Origin of the sequence: Pseudochrobactrum algeriensis, assembly GCF_018436245.1 — a bacterium.
Taxonomy (GTDB): domain Bacteria; phylum Pseudomonadota; class Alphaproteobacteria; order Rhizobiales; family Rhizobiaceae; genus Pseudochrobactrum; species Pseudochrobactrum saccharolyticum.
In genome coordinates, this window is the sequence record NZ_CP075361.1 from 2,687,568 (window position 1) to 2,712,824 (window position 25,257).

At 52.9% G+C, this 25,257-nt stretch carries 23 protein-coding genes; 7 read left to right on the forward strand and 16 right to left on the reverse strand.

The features are described from left to right. Window positions 1-181 precede the first annotated feature (181 nt). From KHQ09_RS14470 to KHQ09_RS14500, 7 genes are all read right to left on the reverse strand, one after another. Complete coding sequence (locus KHQ09_RS14470; RefSeq protein ID WP_213598966.1) at window positions 182-505, reverse strand: GNAT family N-acetyltransferase; 324 nt, start codon at window positions 503-505, stop codon at window positions 182-184. A 30-nt stretch (window positions 506-535) separates the two neighbouring features. Further along, window positions 536-1,186, reverse strand: coding sequence for an NADPH-dependent F420 reductase (locus KHQ09_RS14475; RefSeq protein WP_213598968.1), 651 nt, complete (start codon window positions 1,184-1,186; stop codon window positions 536-538). A 121-nt stretch (window positions 1,187-1,307) separates the two neighbouring features. Then, window positions 1,308-2,345: an LLM class flavin-dependent oxidoreductase gene (locus KHQ09_RS14480; protein WP_213598970.1), complete on the reverse strand. Its 1,038-nt coding sequence runs from the start codon at window positions 2,343-2,345 to the stop codon at window positions 1,308-1,310. A gap of 75 nt (window positions 2,346-2,420) precedes the next feature. Further along, window positions 2,421-3,095, reverse strand: a complete 675-nt coding sequence (locus tag KHQ09_RS14485) for an FMN reductase (RefSeq protein ID WP_213598972.1) — start codon at window positions 3,093-3,095, stop codon at window positions 2,421-2,423. 63 nt (window positions 3,096-3,158) lie between these two features. Then, on the reverse strand, window positions 3,159-4,286 hold the full coding sequence (locus KHQ09_RS14490; RefSeq protein ID WP_213598974.1) for an LLM class flavin-dependent oxidoreductase: 1,128 nt from the start codon (window positions 4,284-4,286) through the stop codon (window positions 3,159-3,161). A gap of 114 nt (window positions 4,287-4,400) precedes the next feature. Then, a complete protein-coding gene (locus KHQ09_RS14495; RefSeq protein ID WP_213598976.1) occupies window positions 4,401-6,830 on the reverse strand; it encodes a PIG-L family deacetylase in 2,430 nt (809 codons plus the stop codon). 24 nt (window positions 6,831-6,854) lie between these two features. Further along, entirely contained in the window at window positions 6,855-8,084 is a 1,230-nt protein-coding gene (locus KHQ09_RS14500) for an ROK family protein (protein WP_213598978.1), read from the reverse strand. 306 nt (window positions 8,085-8,390) lie between these two features. Between KHQ09_RS14500 and KHQ09_RS14505 the strand changes: the two genes are divergently transcribed. The 6 genes from KHQ09_RS14505 to KHQ09_RS14530 all read left to right on the forward strand — a co-directional run bounded on the left by KHQ09_RS14505 (window position 8,391) and on the right by KHQ09_RS14530 (window position 15,120). Continuing rightward, window positions 8,391-9,638 (forward strand): extracellular solute-binding protein, encoded by a 1,248-nt coding sequence (locus KHQ09_RS14505; protein ID WP_213598980.1) that lies wholly within the window; start codon window positions 8,391-8,393, stop codon window positions 9,636-9,638. 228 nt (window positions 9,639-9,866) lie between these two features. Further along, the gene (locus tag KHQ09_RS14510) at window positions 9,867-10,790 is read left to right on the forward strand and encodes a carbohydrate ABC transporter permease (protein ID WP_022710584.1); all 924 of its coding nucleotides are present in this window, start codon (window positions 9,867-9,869) and stop codon (window positions 10,788-10,790) included. After that, complete coding sequence (locus KHQ09_RS14515) at window positions 10,787-11,638, forward strand: carbohydrate ABC transporter permease (protein ID WP_213598982.1); 852 nt, start codon at window positions 10,787-10,789, stop codon at window positions 11,636-11,638. Before KHQ09_RS14510 ends, KHQ09_RS14515 begins: the two co-directional genes overlap by 4 nt. A gap of 10 nt (window positions 11,639-11,648) precedes the next feature. Further along, complete coding sequence (gene argH / locus KHQ09_RS14520; protein WP_213598984.1) at window positions 11,649-13,163, forward strand: argininosuccinate lyase; 1,515 nt, start codon at window positions 11,649-11,651, stop codon at window positions 13,161-13,163. Then, window positions 13,163-14,209 (forward strand): ABC transporter ATP-binding protein, encoded by a 1,047-nt coding sequence (locus tag KHQ09_RS14525; RefSeq protein ID WP_213598986.1) that lies wholly within the window; start codon window positions 13,163-13,165, stop codon window positions 14,207-14,209. Before argH ends, KHQ09_RS14525 begins: the two co-directional genes overlap by 1 nt. Next, a complete protein-coding gene (locus tag KHQ09_RS14530; protein WP_213598988.1) occupies window positions 14,206-15,120 on the forward strand; it encodes a carbohydrate kinase family protein in 915 nt (304 codons plus the stop codon). Before KHQ09_RS14525 ends, KHQ09_RS14530 begins: the two co-directional genes overlap by 4 nt. 20 nt (window positions 15,121-15,140) lie before the next feature. On the opposite strand, the gene KHQ09_RS14535 is transcribed toward KHQ09_RS14530, so the two are convergent. From KHQ09_RS14535 to KHQ09_RS14575, 9 genes are all read right to left on the reverse strand, one after another. After that, complete coding sequence (locus tag KHQ09_RS14535; protein ID WP_213598990.1) at window positions 15,141-15,920, reverse strand: SDR family oxidoreductase; 780 nt, start codon at window positions 15,918-15,920, stop codon at window positions 15,141-15,143. Window positions 15,921-15,948: 28 nt separating this feature from the next. After that, the gene (gene dgoD, locus KHQ09_RS14540) at window positions 15,949-17,097 is read right to left on the reverse strand and encodes a galactonate dehydratase (protein WP_213598992.1); all 1,149 of its coding nucleotides are present in this window, start codon (window positions 17,095-17,097) and stop codon (window positions 15,949-15,951) included. Window positions 17,098-17,249: 152 nt separating this feature from the next. Next, window positions 17,250-18,161 (reverse strand): aldose 1-epimerase, encoded by a 912-nt coding sequence (locus KHQ09_RS14545; RefSeq protein WP_213598994.1) that lies wholly within the window; start codon window positions 18,159-18,161, stop codon window positions 17,250-17,252. Between the two features lie 12 nt (window positions 18,162-18,173). Further along, the gene (locus KHQ09_RS14550; protein WP_213598996.1) at window positions 18,174-19,052 is read right to left on the reverse strand and encodes an SMP-30/gluconolactonase/LRE family protein; all 879 of its coding nucleotides are present in this window, start codon (window positions 19,050-19,052) and stop codon (window positions 18,174-18,176) included. Then, window positions 19,045-19,686, reverse strand: a complete 642-nt coding sequence (locus KHQ09_RS14555; protein WP_213598998.1) for a 2-dehydro-3-deoxy-6-phosphogalactonate aldolase — start codon at window positions 19,684-19,686, stop codon at window positions 19,045-19,047. Before KHQ09_RS14555 ends, KHQ09_RS14550 begins: the two co-directional genes overlap by 8 nt. A gap of 16 nt (window positions 19,687-19,702) precedes the next feature. Continuing rightward, window positions 19,703-20,623, reverse strand: a complete 921-nt coding sequence (locus KHQ09_RS14560) for a 2-dehydro-3-deoxygalactonokinase (protein WP_213599000.1) — start codon at window positions 20,621-20,623, stop codon at window positions 19,703-19,705. Window positions 20,624-20,629: 6 nt separating this feature from the next. Then, window positions 20,630-21,580 (reverse strand): L-arabinose ABC transporter permease AraH, encoded by a 951-nt coding sequence (gene araH, locus KHQ09_RS14565; protein WP_075657115.1) that lies wholly within the window; start codon window positions 21,578-21,580, stop codon window positions 20,630-20,632. A gap of 3 nt (window positions 21,581-21,583) precedes the next feature. Continuing rightward, window positions 21,584-23,119 carry an L-arabinose ABC transporter ATP-binding protein AraG gene (gene araG / locus KHQ09_RS14570; RefSeq protein ID WP_213599002.1) on the reverse strand — a complete coding sequence of 512 codons (1,536 nt, stop codon included), beginning with the start codon at window positions 23,117-23,119 and terminating at the stop codon, window positions 21,584-21,586. Between the two features lie 94 nt (window positions 23,120-23,213). After that, window positions 23,214-24,215 carry an arabinose ABC transporter substrate-binding protein gene (locus tag KHQ09_RS14575; RefSeq protein WP_213599004.1) on the reverse strand — a complete coding sequence of 334 codons (1,002 nt, stop codon included), beginning with the start codon at window positions 24,213-24,215 and terminating at the stop codon, window positions 23,214-23,216. Window positions 24,216-24,489: 274 nt separating this feature from the next. On the opposite strand from KHQ09_RS14575, the gene KHQ09_RS14580 reads away from it, so the two are divergent. After that, window positions 24,490-25,215: a FadR/GntR family transcriptional regulator gene (locus KHQ09_RS14580; RefSeq protein WP_213600028.1), complete on the forward strand. Its 726-nt coding sequence runs from the start codon at window positions 24,490-24,492 to the stop codon at window positions 25,213-25,215. Window positions 25,216-25,257 lie beyond the last annotated feature (42 nt).

Below are 25,257 nucleotides of genomic sequence, written 5' to 3' on the forward strand. Positions count from 1 at the left end.
TTCAAGATCACGAAAACGAGAACATTTAACAGTTTGATTTTAAAGCAGTTTTCCATGAAAAATGGCTTTATATTCCTAAGAATATAAAGCCATTTTTGACAATCGAATCTAAAAATCACGAACAATCAGGTATTTTGGACGTCAAAACAATTATACTTGAGCAAAACTATCCAGTATTATTTTAAAGCGACGGCTCTTCACCCGGAGCAATCGTCATAACATCCGCCCAGTCCGGATGGCGGCGATATTGTGCCCGCACATATGGACAAAGCGGCAGGATGCGAAAAGTGTTTTTACGTGCATCTTCAACCATATAGGTCACAAGTGCGGCGGCTGCACCGGTACCGCGCATGGAATCCGGCCCGCCGGTATGATCCGCACTGATAACGCCGTTCGCACGGCGGGTAAAAGTAATCTCGGTTTCGCCTTCTACACCGTCAACACGCGCCACATAGCGGCCGTGGCGTGTGTCTGTGTCTTCCTTGCTCATTCGAATATCAGTCATTCAACCCTCTCCTTTTGAACTTGTGGTCTGTCAGCTTGCCTGTTTCAGAGTAAGTGCTTCCAGCATATCCGCACGGGTAAACGGCGCACCGAAAACCGGCGTACCCGTATCAAACATCCGGCTTTCAATCAGAAGCCCCGCATCTACCGGATCAAACCCAATCCGGTCGATAAATCCGGCAACCTGCCTGCGGGACTCCGCATCATTACCGGCAATGGCCAGCGCACGGCGTTGCGGGTCACCGCTTGGTCGGGCTTCCTCATCAATCTCATGATAGCCCATATGGTTGAAACTGCGTACCAACCGCGACTGCGACAGGAATTTCTGGATCACTTCGCTACTCGAAGTTCCTGTTTCAAACTCAGCAAGAGTTCCGTCTGTCGGTGCCCAGTAATTCATTGCATCAATAACGATTTTGCCCGCCAGCAGTTCCGGCTGCAGTTGACGATATTTGGACAAAGGCAGCGCAAGGATGACGATATCGCTTTCTACAATCACGTCCTGCGCAGTTGCAGCAACGGCACCCGGCACCATGATTTCGAGCAACAGCGCAATCTCTGCCGGTGATTTGGATGTCGCAATCTTCACCGCATAACCCGCCGCAATCGCGCGACGGGCTATAGCGGTGCCGACACGGCCGGCACCCAGAATACCAATTGTTCTCACTTCTGTGATTTGCATATCAGCAATCTCCTGCTATTTGAAAGCGTATCCCGAAAAGTGGGAACCGGTTTTCGGATAAGATACGCGCAGAAACAAACGGATGGAGCATTTTCAACAATTCGGTTTAAACCGAAAATACTCAATCCACGCCAAGCTCCGCATCAACCAGAGGCTTCACTTTGGTTCCCAGCAATTCAATCGAACGCAGAAAATCCTTATGCGGCATCTGCCCCACATCCATCTGGAAAAACTGGCGCATATGCCCGAGCTGTTTCTGCAAAGTGATAATACGCTCTGCAATTTCTTCCGGTTCACCAGCAAAAATCGCGCCACCGCCGCTGGCTTCACTGTCATAATGCGAGCGTGGCGGTGGTGCAAAACCACGGATTTTGCCCAGCTGCTCCATCACCGCATGCCAGTGCGTCCAGAAGAAATCCTTGGCTTGCTTGGCATTCTCGCCAACAAAACCCGGCACTGCGACCGAGACTTTCAACTGTTCCGGAGCAATCTCCGCCTGTGCACCCGCACGGCGGTATAGCTCGGCCAAAGGTGCAAAACGTGCAGCCTGCCCGCCGATAATCGCATAGGAAATCGGCAGTCCGAGAATACCGGCGCGTACCGATGAATGCGGATTACCGCCGGTTGCCAACCAGATCGGCAGCGAGCCGCTTTCAGGACGCGGTACAACCAGCGCCTCGTTCAAAGCCGGACGGAATTTGCCCTGCCATGTCACGCTTTCGCTTTCATTGATCTTCAGCAGCAGATCGAGTTTTTCGGCATAAAGCTCATCATAATCATTCAAACTCTGACCAAACAGCGGGAAAGACTCCGTCGAAGAACCGCGACCGGCAGTAATCTCGGCACGGCCGTTCGACACGGCATCCAGCGTTGCAAACTGCTGATACACACGCACCGGATCATCCGTGCTCAACACGGTTACCGCACTGCCCAGCTTGATATTTTGGGTTGTGGCTGCCGCAGCACCAAGAATAACGGTTGCCGCAGAGGCCGGCATTTCCCGTGTATGGTGTTCACCAATACCGAAATAATCCAGCCCCACTTCATCGGCCAGCTGAATGGCTTCCAGCAGGTTGCGTGTTGCATCTGCCGTTGAGCCCAGCTCACCGGTCTGTGCATTTTTCTGTACGTCGCCGAAACTATAAACGCCAAGTTCCATAATACTGGCTCCTTTCAGTGTGGCATTTCAATGCCCGCACTTTGAATCTTCTAAATATGTGTCGCTGTCTGTTTATCAACCGGCTGTGCCGGTGCGCCCTTTGAGCAATTGTGCAAATGGCGTGACCGTCTGGCTGAGCTGCACACCGGAATCCCGTTTGCGTTGATCGCCGATATTCGGGACAAAACCACCGACACCGCTCTTTTCCGCTACAACCAGCGCTGCAAATTCACTGGCCGCACGCTGCACACGGGAGGACAGATCATGTCCGGCTTCACCACTGCCAAAATCTTCAGTCGCAGCAAATACACCGGTCGGCACAACTGTCGCCCGCAGGTAAGAAAATAACGGCCGCAAAGCATGATCCAGCACCAGCGAATGGCGTGCGGTTCCCGCTGTTGCCGCAATAATCACCGGCATATTGTTCAGCGCATTGGTATCCAGACTGTCGAACAGCATTTTGAACAATCCGCTATAGCTGGCGGTGAAAACCGGTGTGACTGCAATCAGTCCGTCAGCCGCAGAGATTCTCTCTTTAACCTCAGATAGATGCGGTGTCGGAATGCCGCCGGTCGCCATAGTTGTGGCCAAATCCATAGCCAGTTCACGCAGCTCAATCACCTCGATCTGCGCTTCTTCACCGCGTGCACCGATTTGTGCGGCTGTTGCCTGTGCAATCTGATCTGCCAGCATACGGGTTGATGATGGCTGTGACAGACCTGCACTCAAGACAAGAATACGACGTGTCATAATTATCTCCGTTCATTGGCAGGGAAGGAGCAGAGATATCCCTGCCCCTCAATCAAACCTGCCTCACGCTGGCTGCTCTGCGCTTTCAACCGGAATGACCTTACGGTGTTTACCATCCGGCCCCTGTGCACGCAGGCTTGCGTGGCTTGGCGGATCGCTCGGAATATGCGCCGGACGCCGTGCTTCAAACTCTTTACGCAATACCGGCACCACTTCCGTGCCCAGTAGCTCAATCTGTTCAAGCACCATCTCTTCCGGCAGACCGGCATGATCGACAAGGAACAACTGACGCTGATAATGACCGGCATAATCAGCAAAACTCAGTGTTTTCTCGATCACCTGCTCCGGCGAACCGACAGTCAGCGGGGTCATTTCCATAAAATCTTCCATAGATGGCCCGTGACCATAGACCGGCGCATTATTGAAATAAGGCCGGAAATCACGAATGGCATCCTGACTGTTTTTGCGCATGAAAATATGCCCGCCAAGACCGACAATCGCCTGATCAGCACTGCCATGACCGTAATGTTCAAAGCGCGAACGATACAGATCAATCATCTGCTGGGTATGTTCCTTGTTCCAGAAGATGTGGTTTGCAAAGAAACCATCTCCGTAGAACGCAGCCTGTTCAGCAATTTCCGTGCTGCGGATCGAGCCGTGCCAGACAAATGGCGGCGTATCATCCAGCGGTGCCGGAGCCAGCGTAAAGCCGCGTAAAGGCGTGCGGAACTGACCCTGCCAATCCACTGTTTTCTCACGCCACAAACGGCGCAGCAGATGATAATTCTCAATCGCCAGCGGAATACCCTCGCGGATATCCTTACCGAACCACGGATAAACCGGCCCTGTATTGCCACGCCCCATCATCAAATCAACACGACCACCGGCCAGATGCTGCAGGATCGAAAAATCCTCGGCAATCTTCACCGGATCATTGGTGGTAATCAGCGTTGTCGAGGTCGTCAGCTGAATTTTGCTGGTTTTAGCCGCAATCCAGCCGAGCATGGTCGTTGGTGAAGACGGTACAAATGGCGGATTATGATGTTCGCCGGTAGCAAAAACGTCGAGACCGACTTCTTCCGCCTTCAGCGCATATTTCATCATCGACATCAGCCGCTGATGTTCGCTCGGGGTTTTGCCGGTTGTCGGATCAGTTGTTACGTCACCGACGGTAAAAATTCCAAACTGCATGAGTACACCTGTCCGTTTGTTCCTATGTCAGGAATAAGCACCAAAGTGCGTTGTTGACAGAAACATAATCAGTTCAGATTTTTGCAGTAGTCAGTAGAATTGCACTAGACTGTCCTAAATATCAGACAAACTCTCATCATCAGCGCCACTCACCAGATTGGCCATCAGACGGAATGCCCCCGCAACCAGCCTGTCCATCTGGTGATGCAGCACAAGACTGGTATGCGTATGCCGCCCTTTGCCAATCCGTGCAGACAGAAGCGCACCGGTTAACGGCTGTTCATTGGCATCATGCATCGACAATAACGGCTGATAGGCCTCATCCCAATGAGAGGCGAAATACAGCCCGCGCTCTTTGTTCCAGCCCTGCCAGTCTTTATCTGTTATGCAATTCGGCCAGTTGAGCAATATGTGCTCCGGTGCCAGAACGGTGACAGTCGCTGCGGGATCAGTCACCCGCCAGCGCAGTGAGGGCGAGCCGATTTTCAACGGGCGCACAGGTGTTAACTGCGGGTTCCAGCCATCGGTCGGGCGATGATAAAGCGTCAGCAAATGACCGCCATTTTCAACATAGCTATGTAAGCGTGTTGTTGCCTCAGCCAGATCTTGCCTTAAACCGAAAGCAAAAATACCGACAACGATACACGTAAACTGCTGCAAATCACCGGCCAGATGTTTTGGCTCCAGCTCTGTTACATCAAGCCCCATACGGCTCAGCCACAGACCAACACGATCAGCGCCACCGCCGATATAACCGATGCGCGCCCCTTGCGGCAGTTTCAGATCCAGCGCCAGCACATTCAATAATTCCGGCTCGCGATACATCACCCGTCCGATATGCGGATAGGAAACTGGCGTCTGCCGCACTGCATCACGACCGGCAATTTGTGCTTGTAAGCGGAACAATCCAGCTTTCGGTTTTCCCGGCGCGTGAAGTATCGTGCTACCGGCGCTCTGCACAACCGTCCAGCCACCGGTGCTGATAAAACGCACAGGCTGCGGATCACCACTGACAGTTACATTCACCGGCCATTGTGTCTTGCCTGCCGGATCAAGTTGAACAATCACCGCCTCAGGCTCAATCCGCACAGATTGGGCAGGCACTAGCGCAAACTGTTCCGCAAGATCGAAACTCGCTTTGGCCTGATAGTCCGAGAACTGTGCTGTTACCCGAACATAGAATTCGCCATTACCACCAAGCGAATACCAGACCGGCCGATAAAGCGGACTGAAAGCCGCCTCTGCTCCGGCCTTTATATCAAAGGACTGAGTGGTCGCTGTTGTCTCATGTGCATAGGCTGCACAATGCTCCGGTAAAACCGGCTCAACCTGCGCCTGATATTGCGTATGACCAACACCAAACCGCACCTGCAACAAAGCTTCACCGGCAGGTGACATTACCGGCGGGGTCAACTCGGCTTCGTCAAAAATCGCTGCAGCTTCAATCAGAGCAGCATCAATCTCGGTCTTCTTGCGTAAAAGACGATGCTCATGCGCGAGCAGAAAATCTGCCGGTGCATTGGCGCGGATAGTATCAATATTGCGCGCAGCCGATACCAAAGAAGCGATGATTGCATCACGGTCAGGGAACGCGACAATAGCACTATCAATCGCTTTTTGCGCATCTTGTAATGCTTTGGCGATCGCTTCAGGCATCTCCGCATGAGCCGCTAAGGCCGTCAGATCAGCTGGCAGATTATCCAGAACGGAAACCTCCGCACCGGTCTTCTCTGCCAGCAACAGATGCAGTGGCCATTGCGTTTTTGGCTCTTCCGGCCAATGCCCCATACCCTGAGAAGCATGATAATAACGCGACCATTCCCCGATGCGGTCATAATCCGCACCCGTTGCCGGTTCACGTCCCTCAGCCCGAACTATCAATGTTGCTTCCGGCGGCGGCACTTCATCATCATAAGTATCGCCCCCGCCAGACCATGCAGGCAGATAATATTTGGTAACCCGCCAAGGCTTCAGACCTTGCGCAAAATGCTCAGGAAAAGCCTGATTGTCAGCAGCCAGTGCAATGGCTCTTTCCGCCGCGTGGGTCATCGCTCGGTGGTGACCATGCTGCCCCGGCACATCGAGAAATGTCGGAATAACAATATCCGGCCGCTCACTGCGATAGGCGCGCACGAGTCGCTCGACGATACGTTCCTCACCCCAGCGATCAAAAGTGCGGTCGCCATCTTTGGAAAAGCCAAAGTCATGCACCGCATCATCAGGCCCGTGACCAAGCCATGCAATATCGCAATCCAGTATCCGCGCGGCTTCTTCCATTTCACGGGAGCGCATCAGCCCCAATGCACCGCCGCGCTCCGGTCCCAAAGCATTCTGCCCGCCCTCACCGCGTGTGGAACAACCGACAATCACCCGCATACCCGCACCAAAGCGGAAATAAGCTAGCAATCCGCTTTGCTCATCATCAGGGTGTGCGCCGGTATTCATCACTGTAACCACCGAGCGCAACCGGCTCAGCGCATGATGCAGGCGCATAAGAGCCGGTGCCGATTTTTGTCGTTCGATACGTTGGCGGTCAGTCAGCACCGGATGCCTCCTCACAAAGATGAATTACAAGTCAGCGAGCGTATCCAGTTTCGGGGTCATCGCTTCAAACAAAGGCAGAGCAGCGGCACCCAAAGCCGCCGTAAATTGTCCGGTATGACCGCGCAATACACGCGGCAAAGCACGGCTGCGGCGGCTGGCAACGGAGATCGGCAACTGCCCCATCCGTGCAATCAATCCGTCGATAATCGCATCAGGCAGCATGCCACCCAGCACTACCGTTTCCGGATCGAGAATATTTTCGATCATGGCAATCATCGGTGCCAGATAGAGTGCGGCCTCATCCATCCACTCCATCAGCACCGGATGGGCGCTGTCATGCAATTTCTGCAGATCGTCAAAATCTGTTTCTGTCACGCCCGCCAAAGCCAGTTTTTCACGCAGGACATACAGCGATGCATAGCGCTCCAGACAACCGGACTGACCGCAGGGGCAAGCTCTGCCTTTTGGCGCCACCACAATATGTCCGATTTCACCGGCATTGCCGAAAGCGCCGCGAAACGGCACGCCGTCCTGAATCATGCCAAGACCGACACCGGCACCGAAATAGATCATCGCAAAAGAGGAAATGGCATGACCCGCGCCAAACAGGCGCTCTCCCACCGCTGCCGCATTCGCGTCATTCTCGATGGTAACCGGCTCACCGCAAGCCTGACCTAAAATGGCTGCCGCATCCACATCTGACCAGCCAGGCAAAGTAGTCGGCCCGACAGAGGTCATGCCTTCAATATCGAACGGCCCCGGCATCACCACACCGACACCCAGCAAAGGTGCAGAAAACTCCGCTTTCACAGTATCAACCTGTATACGCAACAAGCCGGAAAGCGCGTCAGGGCTGGTATCATGCACCGGTGTAATATGGCGGGAACGGGGTTGTCCTGTCAGATCAAGCACCGTCGTCACCATGTGATCGGATGCCATTTCAACACCCATCGTTACAGCGCCGTCAGGATTGACTGCGAATTGTTTAGGCGGCTGACCACGACCGGATTTGAGCCTTCCGGTCTCCATCAACAGATTTTCACAGACCAGTTCATCGACAATATTGGCAATTGCCTGCGCTGTCAGATGGGTCAGGCGCGCAATATGCATACGTCCCAGCGAGCCGTGCTGACGCACAATATCCAGCACTACCCGACGATTGTGATCGCGGATTCGTTCGGGGTTTTTACCCAAAGTAATCAGCTGTGTGCCTGATTCTGTGCCCGATTGTGTACCTGCCGGCTGTGCGCCCATGCTGCTCCGTCCTGCCCGTCTCAAAAAATGATAAGCGAGAGCCTTCATAACCGCAATAGATTAACTCAAGTAAATTATCTTATTGACAAAAGCCTGTAAAATAGTGACCGTAGAGGGCAGCTCTGCGGAGGAAAACGCATCTGAAGGGGCAAAGCTGCCAACCGGTCTTTGACGAGATGCAATTTCCGAACACTGATCGCTGACGCATGTCACCCCAAAACGGGCTGCCGTTTCGGAAACAACATGCACAAAACTGTATTTTTGCCTGATACCGGCAGCAGCCGGAGGTCATAAGGGGAGGTTCACATGCGTAAATTATTATTTGCGGGATTGCTCGCAGGCTTCAGCACAATGGCGCTCAATGCAGCGCAGGCTGTTGAAATTGAATATTGGCAATATGTCTTTGAATCGCGCGTTAAAGCGATGGACAAGCTGATCGAGAATTTCGAAAAAGCCAATCCGGACATCAAGGTCAAGCACACCACCTTCCCTTATGATGATTATCAGACCCGCGTGATTGCAGCCAAAATGGCTGGCAACAGCCCTGATGTCATGCAGCTTTTCTATGGCTGGCTCGATAAATTCGTAGCAGGCGGAATTTTGCAGCCGCTGCCAACCTATACATTCCCGCATGATAAGATCGAAAGCGATTTCTTCCCGATCACCAGTGCGATGAAGCGCGGCGAAGACTATTATGGTCTGCCGACTGCCGTGCGCTCACTGGCGCTGTTCTACAACAAGAAACTGTTTGAAGAAGCCGGTCTGGATCCGAAAAACCCGCCAAAAACACTGGATGAACTGGTTGCAGCAGCAGAAAAGACAGCCAAGCGCGATGCAAACGGCAATCTGACCACCGCCGGTATCACTCTGGATATGGCCGGACAGGATCACCATTGGTGGCGTGAAGTGCTGATCCGCCAGTATGGTGGCGCGCCTTACACCGACAATGACCGCAAAGTCGCTTATGATTCAGAAGCCGGTGAAAAGGCTCTGAAATTCTACACCGACCTGCAGACAGAGAAAAAAGTCGGCGAGTTGAAATTCATGGATGAAGGTCAGGCTGCGTTCCGTGCAGGCATGGCTGCCATGACCGTTGACGGTACTTTCCGCCTCGGCGCATTCCGCACCATCAAGGATTTTGAATGGGGCGTTACCGAACTGCCAGCCAATACTGAAGGTGTGCGTTCCAACTATGCCAGCTACTTTGCAAACGGTATCGGTGCCAATGCAAAAGGCGAAAAACTGGAAGCTGCCAAGAAATTCCTTAACTATATCTCCTCGCCGGAAGCGATGGAAATCTGGCTCAAAGAAGTTGGTGAACTACCTGCACGTCGTGCGGTTGCCCAGACTGAAGCCAATCTGGCAGACCCGATCTACGGCCCGTTCCTCAGAGGTCTGGACTATGCGCACACCACCATGTTTGTGGATGAAGCAGCCCAGCGTCAGACCGCTATGGATATGGTGAACCGTGTGGTTCTGGAAAAACAGCCTGTGAAAGAGTCGCTGGCTGAAGCTGCAAAAGCAGAACAGACCATCATTGATGATGCACAGTAATCTCTGAAAAGACGGTGTGCCGCTGTCATCAATCGGCGGCACACCGGAATATCGTTTCATCATCTTCAAACTGCATGAAACTGCGGATGAGTTCCGGCTCTCCGCCAGAATATTTCCGGTATGTGCTGAACCTCCGACTATATTCCCCAAATTTGTTTGACGCATAGTCCCGCAAAACCGCATCGCACTTTGCCGGATATGCTTCCGTACCATAAGGTATTTTGAACCATGACTGTGACGGCTGCCCGCTCCGGTGATACTTTCTGGAACCGCCTGCCCATGCGCACAAGGCGGCTCATCTGGGTGTGGAGCTTTCTCGCCCTGCCTATTCTGTTTTACACGGTCATCCGGTTTTATCCCACGGTTGAGGCCTTCTGGCTGTCGCTGACCAACTGGGATCTGATGAAACCGCCGAAATTTATCGGCCTTGCGAATTATGAGAAACTGTTCGCTGATCCGCAATTCTGGAAAGTGTTCAAAAACACATTCACTTACTTGCTTATCGGCACGCCGGTCAGCCTGTTTCTGGCTTTTGTGATCGCTTATTATCTTGATCGCGTGCGCTTCATGCACGGGCTGATCCGTGGCTTGTATTTCCTGCCGTTTCTCACCACTGCCGCGGCAATGGGCTGGGTCTGGCGCTGGTTCTATCAGCCTGCTCCGATCGGCGTGATCAATAATATGCTCAATACCATCGGCCTGCCACAGCAGACATTCCTGCGCTCGGTGGATCAGGCACTCTATTCCATTATGGCAACATCCATCTGGGCGGGCCTCGGCTTCCAGATCATCATTTTCATGGCGGGTCTGCGCGCTATTCCGAACACCTATTATGAAGCCGCCCGCATTGACGGCCTGGGTGAATGGGCAATCCTGCGCAAAATCACCATTCCGTTGCTGAAACCGACAACCGTGTTTCTGGTCGTCTTCTCGTCCATCGGCTTCCTGCGCATTTTCGATCAGGTCTATAACATGACCACCTATGATCCGGGCGGCCCGCTTGGCTCCACCAAGCCACTGGTGCTGATGATCTATCAAACCGCCTTCTCGTCTTACGCCATGGGCTATGCCGCTGCGCAGACAGTCGTGCTGTTCTCCATTCTGCTGGTTGTCTCACTGTTGCAGCTGTGGATCTTGAGGGAAAAGAAATGACCGCTGAAACCAAAACACCGGCACTCCCGTTTGCAAATATCCGGCCAGGCCGCGTCCTCACATGGACACTGCTGTTTATCGGCGGCATCATCATGGTCACGCCACTGGCCTATATGTTCTCCACTTCGTTCAAAACCGCCAGTCAGGTCTATGATCTGCGTCTGATACCGGCTGACCCGACAGTGCAGAACTATGTGACCATTCTTGCAGACGGCCGCTTCCTGCGCTGGTTCTTCAACTCCATGCTGGTTGCTGTGATTGTCACGCTCTCCAATGTGTTCTTCGACAGTCTTGTCGGCTACACATTGGCGAAATTCCAGTTCCGTGGCCGTCATTTCATCTTTCTCGCCATTCTGTCAACGCTGATGATCCCGACCGAAATGCTGGTGATCCCTTGGTATCTGATGTCCAGCAAACTCGGCTGGCTCGACAGCTATTGGGGCATCATGTTCCCGGGCATGATGACGGCTTTTGGTACCTTCCTGATGAAGCAGTTCTTTGAAGGCGTGCCGAATGACTTCCTCGAAGCTGCCCGTGTGGATGGTCTGAACGAATTCCAGATCTGGTGGAAAGTGGCCATGCCGCTGGTCACACCGGCACTGTCGGCTCTGGCAATCTTCACCTTCCTCGGCAACTGGACAGCCTTCTTCTGGCCGCTGATCGTCACCACCAGCAAGGAACTCTACACATTGCCTGTCGGGCTTTCGAGTTTCGCGGTCGAGCAATCGATTCAGTGGGAAATGATTATGACCGGCGCCGCTATCGCCACCCTGCCAACCCTGCTCGTGTTCCTGTTGCTGCAGCGCTATATCGTGCGCGGCGTCATGCTGGCCGGCCTGAAAGGATAAGGATACTATTATGTCTGTAAACGATCCGCGCCTTGCCGATAAAAGCGTTTTCCCTGATCCGGTCTACAAGGAGACCGTGCTGAAACCGCTTTTTGACGGCGCTAAAACCCATCATGTCGAAAGCTTCCGCCGCATTGACCGCGCCCATCTGGTGATGCTGACGGAAACCGGCATTCTCGACGAAAAACAGGCATCGGCAATTGCCGGTGCGCTGGAACAAATCGACCGTGATATTGATCCGGCCTCCCTCACTTATACCGGTGAAGTTGAGGACTTCTTCTTCCTGATCGAGAAAGAACTGAAGTCCCGTCTCGGTGCGGATATTGCCGGTCGCCTTCATACCGCACGTTCACGCAATGATATCGACCACACGCTGTTCAAACTCGGCCTCAAAGAACATATTGATGTTCTGCTGGCCAAATCCCGTCATCTGCTCAATGCGATGATTGAAACTGCAAACCGCGAACAGGCAACATTGATTGTTGCCTATACGCATGGTCAACCTGCACAGCCTTCAACCTTCGGCCATTATCTGTCCGCAGCGATTGAAGTTCTGATCCGCGATATGCAGCGTTTTGCAACAGCGCGTGAAATCGTCAACCTGTCACCTATGGGCGCGGCAGCCATCACCACCTCAGGTTTTCCCATCGACCGCGCACGCGTGGCTGACCTGTTGGGCTTTGCCGCGCCTTTACGCAATTCCTACAGCTGTATTGCCGCTTCGGATTACATCACCTCAACCTATTCCGCGATTGAGCTGATGTTTATCCATCTCGGCCGTCTCATTCAGGACTTCCAGTTCTGGACGAGCTTCGAGGTTGGCCAGATCTATGTGCCGAATGCTTTTGTGCAGATCTCTTCGATTATGCCGCAGAAGCGCAATCCGGTGCCGATTGAACATATGCGTCATCTGGCAAGCCAGACTATGGGTCGCGCCCGCACGGTGCTGGATGTGATCCATAACACGCCTTTCACCGATATGAATGACAGTGAAGGTGAAACGCAGCAAATGGGCTATGAGGCTTTTGCTTCTGCCGGTCGTGTGCTTGATCTGCTGGCCGCCTTTGTGCAGGCCATCCGTATTGATCCGGCGCGTGTTGCCGACAATATCCGCCGCTCCTGCATCACTATTACCGAGCTGGCTGATTCACTGGTGCGTATTGAAGGTCTGTCCTTCCGTCAGGCGCATGAAATTGCAGCAACCGTGGCTAAAGCCGTTGTCGCCAAAGGCGGCGGTCTGGCACAGGACGGCTATGAGCCGTTTCTGGAAGCCTTCAAACATGCGGCAGGCAGAGAGCCGTCTTTCGACCGCGCAAAGTTTGAAGAACTGGTTTCACCGGAGCATTTTATCGCCGTGCGGGATCGTTTCGGCGGCCCTGCACCGGAACCCATGGCACAGGCACTGACAGCTTACCGCGATCAGGCCAATGCCTTTGCAAGCCTTGCAGACACACAAGCCGCAGACGAGGCCAAAGCCGCGCGCGAGCTCAATGATAAATTTCAGGCCTTGGTGGAGAAACGCTGATGGCAACGATCGAACTGAACAAGCTGGTCAAACGCTATGGCAAAGTGGAAGCCGTGCGCGGCATTGATCTGCAAATTGCCGACGGCGAATTTGTCGTTTTCGTCGGGCCTTCCGGCTGCGGAAAATCCACGACGCTACGCATGATTGCCGGTCTGGAAGACATTTCCGGCGGCGCGCTGAAAATCGGCGATGAAGTCGTCAATGAGCGTGACCCGAAACAGCGTAATATTGCGATGGTGTTCCAGAATTATGCGATCTATCCGCATATGACTGTCCGTCAGAATATCGGTTTCGGTCTCTATACCTCCAAAATCTCCAATGCGGATAAGAATGCCCGTATTGAAGAAACCGCAAAAATTCTCGGCCTCGAGCCATATCTGGATCGTCGCCCTGCTGCGCTCTCCGGTGGCCAGCGTCAGCGCGTTGCCATTGGCCGTGCGATGGTGCGCAATCCGTCTGCCTTCCTGTTTGATGAGCCTCTGTCCAATCTTGACGCACAGTTACGCGCCCAGATGCGTATTGAGATCAAACGCCTGCACCAGCGCCTCAAGACCACAACCGTTTATGTGACCCACGATCAGGTTGAGGCCATGACCATGGCTGACCGTATTGTGGTGATGCGGGACGGAAATATTCTGCAGACCGGCACACCGACCGAGCTTTATGAAAATCCGGTTGATGTGTTCACCGCCCGCTTTATCGGCAGCCCGTCGATGAACCTGATCTCAGGCCGTAAAAACGGCAACAGCGTGGAATTCGCAACGGACGGCGATGTTCTGGTCGGTATCCGCCCGCATGATCTGATGGTTGTCACCGGCGATGATGCCTCCACACCGGCAGGCATTGAACTGACCGGCACCGTCACCGCGGCTGAACCGCTGGGACCTGAAACACTGGTACATATTGATGTGCAGGGCACCGCAGTTATCGCTACTGCATCGGGCAAATTCATTCCGGCCACCGGCAGCACGCTGACTGCACGCGCAGCCAGTGGCAGCCTCTATCTGTTTGACAAGGCGACAGAGAAAAGTCTGGGACGTCTATGAGTTTGAAAGACAATCAGCATCCGGCCGTTCTCAGCATCGGGCGGATTTACTGCGATCTGATTTTTACCGGTCTGGCAGCTTTGCCGGAACCGGGACGTGAAGTCTTTGCTGATAATCTGAAAATGGCAGCCGGTGGCGGTGCCTATATCACCGCCGCGCATCTGGCGCATACCGGCCGCACAACCGCGCTTGTGGCGCGGCTCGGTCTGGATGCTCTGTCCGCCGGTCTGGCACCGGAGCTGGAAGCCGCAGGCATTAATCTGCAATTTCTGGAGCGCTCCGTTGATGCAGGCCCTCAGGTGACTGTTGCCAGCGTCATCGGCAACGACCGTGCCTTCCTGTCGCGCCGTGCAGGCACTGCACTGCCTGCAACATTGGATGCCGCGCTCAACTGGTCACAGGCTGGTCATTTGCATATTGCGGAATATGCAACGCTGCATGAGATTCCTGATCTTGTGCACCGTGCCAAGGCACACGGCCTCACAGTCTCGCTTGATCCAAGCTGGGATGAGACCCTGATCTATGATCCGGCTTTGCTCAAGGCTTGCGCAGGTATTGATATCTTCCTGCCCAATAAAGAAGAAGCACTGGCGATTACGGGTTTTGAAGATCCGCAAGACGCTCTCGATAAACTCGCGGAAACCTTTCCCGTCACAGTCTTAAAAGGCGGTGCGGAAGGTGCATGGCTGCGCTCCAACGAGCATAATCTTCACGCCAAAGCTGAAAATGTACCGGTTATTGATACCACCGGTGCAGGTGATGCATTCAATGCCGGTTTCATCAATGCATGGCTTTCAGGGGCAGATGCACAAACGGCACTCAATGCCGGTATCCAGTCCGGTAGTCTGGCCGTGCAAGCTGCAGGTGGCACAGCCTTCTTGCAAAAACAGGAGATCAGTCCGGCGGACTGATCTTCCACTCTTACGCACTATTAGACCGCGTGTTGCAAAACACTTAAACCGCCGTCGATTGTCAGGCAGGTTGCGGTCATAAACGGACACTCATCTGAAATCATAAACACGGCCGCCATCGCAATTTCCTGCGTGCTGGCAATGCGTCCGCCCGGATGCAACCGCATGGTTTCAGCTTTTGCTGCCTCTGGGTCAGGAAAACTGTTCCAATAATCGACATTTTTCTGAGTCAGCACATAGCCCGGTGCAATAGCATTCACACGTATCTGCTGCGGCGCATATTCCAGCCCCAGCGATTTGGTCATGCCGAGCAAAGCATGTTTCGCCAGCGGATAAGGGAATGTGTGCGGGATAATCGTGAAAGAATGGGTGGAAGCAATATTGAGAATAGCACCGCCGCCCTGCTCAATCAGACGCGGCAACACAGCCTTACAACAATTCCACGCGCCTTTCAGATTAACATCGAAGCAACGGTTCCATGCTTCATCATCCATTTCCAGCGGTTTGCTGAAGACATTGATCCCCGCATTATTGACCAGCGCATTAATCTGCCCGATTTCCGCATCGGCCTGAATAAAAGCATTTGCAATCGCTTTGGCATCGGAGATATCCGCCTGAGCAAAGCCCACCGTAACGCCGCTTTCCCGCAAAGCCAGCGCCTCTTTTTCCAGCAATGCCCCATCCGTATCAATCAGGAACAGCGCTGCGCCCTCGCGGCCAAAACATTGGGCAATCGCAAGGCCGATACCCTGTGCCGCGCCGGTGACAACAATGCGTTTTCCGATCAGACGATCAGCCATGATATTTATCCTTTTTTAAACGCCCGCATTACCATTCAGCGAAACTGCCATCTTCGTGACGCCACACCGGATTGCGCCAGCGATGGCCGGTTTTTGCCCGTTCAATCACATAGGCTTCATCAACATCGACACCCAGACCCGGCCCCTGCGGAATAGCCACAAAGCCGTCCTTGTAATCAAACACTTCACGATTGGTGATGTAATCCAGAATATCATTATCCTGATTATAATGGATATTCAGGCTCTGCTCCTGAATGAAGGCATTGTAACTCACCGCATCAATCTGCAGGCAGGCAGCAAGAGCAATCGGCCCCAACGGACAATGCGGTGCCAGCGCAATGTCATAGGCTTCGGCCATTGAAGCAATCTTGCGGCATTCGGTAATCCCGCCCGCATGGGACAGATCAGGCTGTATAATATCCACATAACCGCCGGAGAGAATATTCTTGAAATCCCAGCGGGAATAAAGACGCTCCCCCAATGCAATCGGCGTGGACGTATGATTGGCGATCTCTTTCAGCGCCTCATAATTCTCGGATAAAACCGGCTCTTCAATAAACATCAACCGGAACGGATCGAGCGCTTTGGCCAGCACTTTCGCCATCGGGCGATGCACACGGCCATGAAAATCCGCCCCAATCCCGACATGCGGACCAACCGCATCGCGCACGGTGCCGATCGTCTCGACAATCGCATCAATCTTGGCATAGCTGTCAACGATCTGCAGCTCTTCCGCTCCGTTAAGCTTCAATGCAGTAAAACCGCGCTCCACCATTTCCTTGGCATTGCGTGCCACATCAGACGGACGGTCGCCGCCGATCCATGAATAGACTTTAATCCGGTCGCGGCATTGTCCGCCCAGCAGTTGATGCACCGGCACATTCAGTGCCTTGCCTTTAATATCCCACAGTGCCTGATCAATACCGGCAATGGCACTCATATGCACAGCACCACCACGATAAAACCCGCCGCGATACATGACATTCCAATGGTCTTCGATCAGAAACGGATCTTTGCCGATCAGATAATCAGACAGCTCATGCACCGCCGCTTCAACTGTCAGCGCACGCCCTTCAACAATCGGCTCTCCCCAGCCGGAAATACCCTCATCGGTTTCCACTTTCACAAACAGCCAGCGCGGCGGCACAATATAGGTCGTGAGCTTGGTGATTTTCATTCTGTTACCCTTTTATAGACCTGATTTTTCGAGCGGTTCCAGTTAGAACTGAATTGTCTAAACCGCTCTAAATCTTTGTTTTACGCATTATCCTACGCATCGAAGCGGGAATAGAAATCAGTCCAGTGAACTGATTTCCCCGCGAAGGCGCTTCACACTTTTGCTGGAAATGCTTTAGTTTGCTCAGGCTGCAAACGAATTATTCCCGACAGGCTTTCAGACGGTTGCAATATTTTCAGACCACCATAATCGTCACGGCAATGATCGCCCGCCATATGAGACATCGGCTCCAGACAAAAATAATCCGAACGGGATTGCGGCTCCGGCACACCATGCGGCGCATAGAGAAAAAACCGGTCAAACAACGGGTCGGCACTCATGGTCAGGGCTGTATTCTGTTCCGGCCAGACAAGTGTCGCAGTGCCGTCCCATCCCTCAAACCCGTTATTCACCCAATGATCGGGAATTTTTTTCATTCTGCTGAAATTCAGATCATCGGGAATATTGACGCAGTTTTCCGGTAAATAACCCACACCTTGCGTCCACATTTTCTGCGCATTGAGCTGTAGCTGCGTTTGTTCAGTCAGATGAAAATAAGGATGCCAGCCAAGGCCGAACGGCATGGCTTTATCCCCTTTATTCGTCACACGCATGGAGAGAGTGAAACCGGTTTCATCCAGTGCAAAATTCTGTTCCGCTTCATAAATAAAAGCAGCATCGGCTTTGTCATGGGTAAAGCGCAGCACAAGCCGGTTCTCTGACTGCTCTGCAATCTGCCAGAGACCTTGCCAGCTTTCGCCATGAATATAGAGCGGATCATCATCTGTATTCGCCTGAAAATGATAATCCCGCCCCTCAAAACTGAAGTGATTTTGCGGAATACGGTTGCCGAACGGGATAAGCGGAAAACCACCTGTTTCAACCGGTGCTGCATCGGCATGTTTGGCTTCACGCAGCAGGGGAATAATCCGCCCCTGATTGTGCCACCACAAGCCATGTACCGTGCCGCCATGGCTAGCAATATGCGCTTCAAATTGTTGGTTTTTCAACGTGATGATACTCATGGCAGCCTCCGGTCAGATGATTTTGACATCGGTTTCAAACCTGCCCTGAAACGGCAGATCCATGATGAATATCGCCCCCGCCGGCTTTTGCTGCCGCGCTGTGTCATCCAACCCGACCCATGCGGATGTCACCAGCATCTGGCTGGCAGTTTTGCCGATAAAAGCAGGACAGCTCGGCTGAGAAACCGGCAGAGCAATTGAACGCAGAAAACTGCCATCCGGTGCATATCCGGCAATCTGCGAGCCACCCCAGAGGGCAACCCAAAAATTACCGTCCGCATCCACAACCGCACCATCGGGATTGCCTGCGGGAAAATCATTGAGAAACAGTTCCGGCTCCCCGACCGGCAAACCATTCTCAGGGTCAAGCGGCACACGCATCACTTGACGTAAAGCTGTATCGGCAAAATATCCGGCCGTGCCATCCGGTGAAAAACAGATCGCATTGCTGATCGTAATATTGCCGTAAAGCTTGCGCAATTCACCTTTGAAATACCAGTAGATTGCACCTGCACCCTGCTCAGCCTGCCAGCCCATTGTGCCAAGCCAGAATGCCCCTGATGGGTGCACCCGCGCATCATTGGAGCGGGTAAGACGATTATCCGCTTCGATTTCACAATGCAGAGACAGGTCGCCCGTTGCCACATCGCGCAGATACAGGCCGCGCTCTGTGAAAAGGAGCTGGCGATACTCATCCACCCGCGCAAGGGCACTGGCGGCAAAAGGCAGATCATGTTGCCTGCTCACACCGTTTTGAAACTGATATTCGCAGAGTTTGGATTGCAGAATATCAAACCACCATGCTGTATCTGTATGAGGGTCATAGACCGGCCCCTCACCCAGCTTACACAAAGGTGCATTCAACGCAGCGGGCACAAATATCTCAGCCATGCGCACCACCAAACACCTCATCATAGGCTGTGATTGTCAGTCGGGCTTTTGCCTGCACGGTTTCCGCACTATCCTCTGGTTTATACAAACTGGAACCTATGCCGAATGTGCGTACACCCGCGCGGGCATAATCTCCGAAATTCTGATCGGAAACACCACCGACAGCCCCGACAACAGCATCCTTCGGCAGAATGGTTTTAATTGCCGCGATGCCTGAGGGACCAAGGGAACCGGCAGGGAAAAACTTCAATGCTGAAGCGCCGCTACGCAGTGCCAGCAGAGCCTCACTCGCCGTATAACAACCGGGCATGGTAATCAGCCCGCAGGAAGTTGCATGGCGGATAACATCGGCATCCGTATTCGGGCTCACCATAATCCGCCCGCCAATATCTGCCAGCCGCTGTGCATCTTCTGTTGTCAGCACGGTTCCGGCACCGATCAGCACTTTGTCACCGAATAACCTCACCGCGCGTTCAATCGAAACCCACGGCTCCGGTGAGTTCAGCGGAATCTCAATAATCTCGAACCCTTCTGTAATCAGGGCTTCAAGCACCGGCTCAACCTCATCATTGCGGATACCGCGAATGATCGCCACCAGTGAGCGTTTCAAATTCGGCCAGATGACAGATGACATTGTGCTTCCCTCTCCATCACACATGATGTGTTATCGGCCACACTCTGGCCGCTGCAGCAAATAATCCCTGCCGGACTGCAATCTCGCCATCCAGAAGGGTGATGCTGAAACCGGCTCTTTCCAGCGCGGCCTGATACAACCGGCCGAGTTTTCCCGAAGCCACCAGCCCGATTGTACCCGTGCCGTAAAGCTGTTTTGCCCTGCCCGCCTCTGCACCGATCAGCAGACCGGAAAGATGCGCTGCGCCCTCAGACTGCTTTTCAAAACCAAGCAATTGTGCTGCACGGATACCAAAAATATCCTCGGCCATCCGTGCCGGTTCCGCGCATGTCTTTTCAACAGCACGGAGAAAAGCAGGTGTATTTTCATCAAAAGCCGCATCTGTATCCACCGCATGTCTGAGAATGGAATGTTGAGACAGTACCGCAAAGAGCTCACCGGTCATGAAAGTCGCAAACTGCGTCACAACACCGTTTTCCAGTCTCGTCCACTTACTATGCGTGCCAGGCATACAGATCAGACCATCGGGCACCGATGTGGCAATACCTGCAAGCTGGGTTTCCTCACCGCGCATCACATTGGCTGCGGATGCATCACGCTGCGCAAGCCCGGGCAAAATACGGATATCCTGTGTCTGATTTTCTAACTTGAGCGCATAATCTGCCAGACCATCAAGCGTAGCAGGCAGGCTGATATAAGGTGCCTCTACCCAACCTTGCCGTGCACCGGCCATACCGCAGATCATAACCCGCAAATCCGGTCCTGCTTCCAGCTTGTGTAAATGCTTTTCCAGCACCGGTGCAAAACCCGTTGCAGCACAATGCATCATACCTTCATCACTGCGGCTTTCACCCAGCACATGCCCCTGTGCATCCGTCATCCAGAGGCGAAAACTGCTCGTTCCCCAATCGACCAATGCGTAAACAGCGTCATTCATCAGTGTTTATCCTCTGAACCCGATCATGTTTGAGCGCAGATTATCCAGCAGCACAGCAATGAGAAGAATACAACCGCGCACGACATATTGGTAAAATGCCTGAATATTCAGCAGGTTCATGACATTCTCGGCAATGCCCATAATCAGCACGCCAACAATCACGCCCAGCATTGCAGCACGCCCGCCAGCCAGAGAAACACCACCGAGAACACAAGCCGAGATGACAGATAATTCAAGCCCTGTTGCCGCATTCGGCTGACCGGATGTGATACGCGATGCCAGCAAAATACCGGCAATACCGCAGACCAGCCCCTGCAGGGCAAAAATCCAGATACGCATGGAATCCACATTCACACCGGCAAGACGCGACGCTTCGGGATTACCGCCGATTGCCAGCGTGTTCTTACCAAAGACTGTGCGGTTGAGCACAAATCCGAAAATGACAAACAGCAGTCCCATCACCCAGATCGGCGTCGGAATGCCTAAAAATTTTGACAGTGCCAGCTGATAGAAAGACGGATCATTTATACCAACCGCGCGACCATCACTGGAGATCAGCGCCAATCCGCGCACAATCTGCATCGTCGCCAGCGTGGTAATCAGGGCATTGATACGAAATTTCGCAATCACAACACCATTGAACAGCCCGACGATAAAACCGCCTGCCAAAGCGGCCAGTAATCCGAGAAAAATTGAACCGGTAGCATTGGACGCCATCACCGCAATCATGCCGGTAAAGGCGACAGTGGAACCGACGGAAAGATCAAAATCGCGCGATGCAAGACAGAACATCATCGTGCAGGCAACAATGCCGATGGTTACCACCGATTGCAGAAGCCCGAGCATGTTCCGTTCAGTCAGAAAATTCGGGACTGTCAGTGCCACCACTGCAAAGGCCAGCAGAAAAATCACCACAAGCCCTTGTTCACCAAGCAGAATTTTTTTAATTGAAACCATCGTTCAGGATACCTTTTGTAATGATCCGGCTGCCGTTTCAGCAACGGTCTTATCCGGTAGTGCCGCTGTGAGAATGGCGCGGTCATTAAAATCAGCACGATCAAATCCGGCGGCAATCCGCCCTTCGCACATCACCATAATCCGGTCTGAAATGCCCATGACTTCGGGCAGTTCGCTGGAGATCACAACAATCGCCATACCGCTTTCAGCAAGCTGATAGAGAATTTCATAAATCTCTGCCTTGGCGCCCACATCAATACCGCGCGTCGGTTCGTCAATAATCAGCACCTTGATATTCTGCTCGGCCAGCCAGCGGCCGAGAATAACCTTCTGCTGGTTGCCACCGGAGAGATTGACGATATTCTGTTTGCGCGACGGCGTACGCACCCGTAATTTTCCGATATAGGTTTCTGCCAGTTCCGCCTCTTTTTTCGGGCGGATCAAGCCAAATGGCGAAAAATGTCTGCGGGCAGAAATAGCGATATTTTCTTCAATCGAGCGCCCCTGAACAATACCGTCAAATTTACGGTCTTCAGGACAAAGGACGATACCTGCACGGATGGAACTGCGCGGATCATCAGCCTTCACAACCTTACCATCAACATACACCGCACCGGCGCGTCGTTGATCGGCACCATAAATCAGGCGGCTCATCTCGGAACGTCCGGCACCGATCAGACCGAAGAACCCTAAGATTTCACCGGCACGCACCTCAAAATTCACAGGCTCCGGTAATTTACTGCCGCTGAGATTTTCAACTTTCAGCAATATATTCTGGCGAATATTGCGACCGCGCCAGCCCCAGATATTATTGATCTCCCGCCCCACCATTTCAGAGATAATCTGGTCGCGGGTGACATTCTCAAGACTTGGATGATGGGCGGCCAGTTTGCCGTCACGCAGCACAGTCAAACTATCGCAAAGCTGGAAAATCTCATCCAGACGATGCGAGATATAAAGAATGATCTTGCCCTCAGCCTTCAGACGGCCGATCAGGCGGAACAGGATTTCGCTCTCCCGCGATGACAGGGATGACGTCGGCTCATCAAGCGCAATAATACGCGCATCCAGCATCACAGCCTTGGCAATTTCCACCATCTGCCGTTCACCGATTGAAAGCTGTGCAACCTTAGTGGCAGGGTCGATATCAATGCCTATCATCCGCAATTTTTCGCCGACAGCACTAACCAGCGCTTTAAAACTGATAATGCCGGCTTTAGCAGGAAAGCGGCCGAGCCACAGATTTTCCGCAACACTCAGTTCCGGCACCAATTGCAGTTCCTGATGGATAACGATCACACCGGCATGAAAAGCATCGCGCACGGATGCATATTTCTGCACCACACCGTCAATAATGATCTCACCGCTATTCGCCTGTTGATCGCCGGAAAGAACACGGATGAGCGTGGATTTACCCGCCCCGTTTTCTCCCATCAGCCCGTGGACAGCCCCTTGAGCAACACTGAAAGACACATCTGTCAGCGCCTTAACACCGGGATAGAACTTTGAAATATTTTTAAACGTCAGAAAGTCAGCCATGCCGCACCTGTCTCTCAGCAGTGGTTGCACCACTTGAAGAATAATTTCTGAGAAATGGGAGCCGGAACACTCAATGCTCCGACCCCGTGCAGGATTACTCGATGCCGAGTTCCTTGCGGACTTCCGCGTAATTATCGCGCAAGGCTAGCTGACCGGATGTCAGAATGAGCTTTTCAGGCTCTTTGCCATCCGCCAGCCATGCATACATATTCATCGCTGTTTCGTAACCATGACGCTTCGGTGAAATGATAACTGTGCCGTAGAAACCGGTCGGGCTAGGCTTTTTAAACTCATTAATCGCAGATTCCGCACCGCCGATACCAACCGCCACAACATTCTCTGACGGAATGCCAACGCTTTCCGTTGCGCGTACCGCACCAAGCACGGACTCATCATTGAGGCCAACGGCAACCCAATATTTGATATCCGCATTCTTGTTGAGAACAACAGTGGATGCATTCAGCGCGGCCTCAGTATCCGTTTTTGCCTGTGGTGCCGCAAAAATATTGGCTTCCGGCAATCCGTTTTCTTTCATAACCGAAAGCGCGCCTTCAACACGGTCAACGGCAGTCGGCAACTGGTCATAGGAAACACGGATTGCACCGACATTCTTCCAGTCCCAGCCACGCTTTTTAACTTCTTCGCTGATGGCGCGGCCAACTTCCTCACCGATTTTGGTGGCGGAAATCCCCATATGCGCCACATCTTCCAGCGGCTTGCCATCCGCACCGACAAGACGGTCATCGACAGTCATCAATTTCAGACCATTGGCCTCGGCCTTGGCAACAATACCCGGCCCGAGCTTCACATCCGGCGTACAGATGATCACACCGGTAGCGCCCTGCGCAGCCAGATTATCCAGTGCAGACTGCACCTTCTCACCGTCTTCCGCACCGATTTTGACCAGAGTGAAACCTTTTTCCTTTGCCGCTACATCGGCAAATTTCCACTCATCTTGAAACCACGGTTCTTCCGGCTGCTTCACAACAAAGCCGATTTTCACATCCGCCGCATAGGCTGCAGATACTCCTGCAACAGCCGTGAAAACCACACTGGCCATCATTCCGGCTAAAGCAGCCGTTTTTAAAAAGCGCATATCTTTCCTCCCAAAGATTGCACGTCATCTCAAGCTCCCACAGCCTTGTCATGACGCTGATGTCCTCCATCGCCGGTCACGCTAAAACAAATCATCATACCAGTCAATAATTCTTGTATGATGATTTAAAATTGTTCATTATACATAATTAAACAACTGAGTGCCTTGCGGTTTCCGTCTGTCAAACCCTATGACTATGATCAGAGCCTGCATTAAAGCCGGAAACTGAACAACCGGATGGCCGGATTAAAACGAAAGAAAAGCCGTGACCGAAATGTCTGAGCAGAGCCTGCATGCCCCTTCCCGCACAACGCGGCCAAGGGTACAAAAAAGCATAACTGCCACGCTCGCCGCTGACATTCTCAACGGCCGCTTCAAGCCGGGCTCAATGCTGCCCCGCGAAAATGATTTGTGTGAAGAATATGGCGTCAGCCGCACGGTCATCCGCGAAACGATAAAAACACTGGAGTCCAAAGGGCTGGTGCGCGGTAAGCCGCGTATCGGCACAGTCGTTTGTGAGCAGGATGAATGGAATCTGCTGGATCAGCAGGTGCTGGACTGGTTGGGGCCGCGCATCGTCGATCTGAATTTATTGCTCTGCGTTCTGGAAGCCCGCCGCGCGATTGAACCGGTCGCTGCCGAACTGGCAACACAACGCGCATCCGCCATGGATATTGCGGCGCTGGAAATAGCATGGAACAAGATGAATGAGGCGGGCAGCGATATTGAAGCCTTCACGCAGGGCGATGTTGACTTCCACATCGCTCTGTTGCGGGCAAGCCATAATCAGGTCTTTCGCCAGCTTTGCGGCATTATTGAAGCCGCGTTGCGCTATACGCTTTACACATCCAATGATGCAGTTGCGAGCCGCGATGAGGCCATTTCCGAACATCTGGAACTGATTGAAGCCATACGGCTGCGCGATAAAGAGCGGGCGCGCAACAGTTCCAATAAAATGCTGGATCTTGCTGCACGCGATCTTGGTATGAAAGACAAGTAAAACGGCCTGCACAATTGAGCACAGGCCGTTATAAGCGAAAAC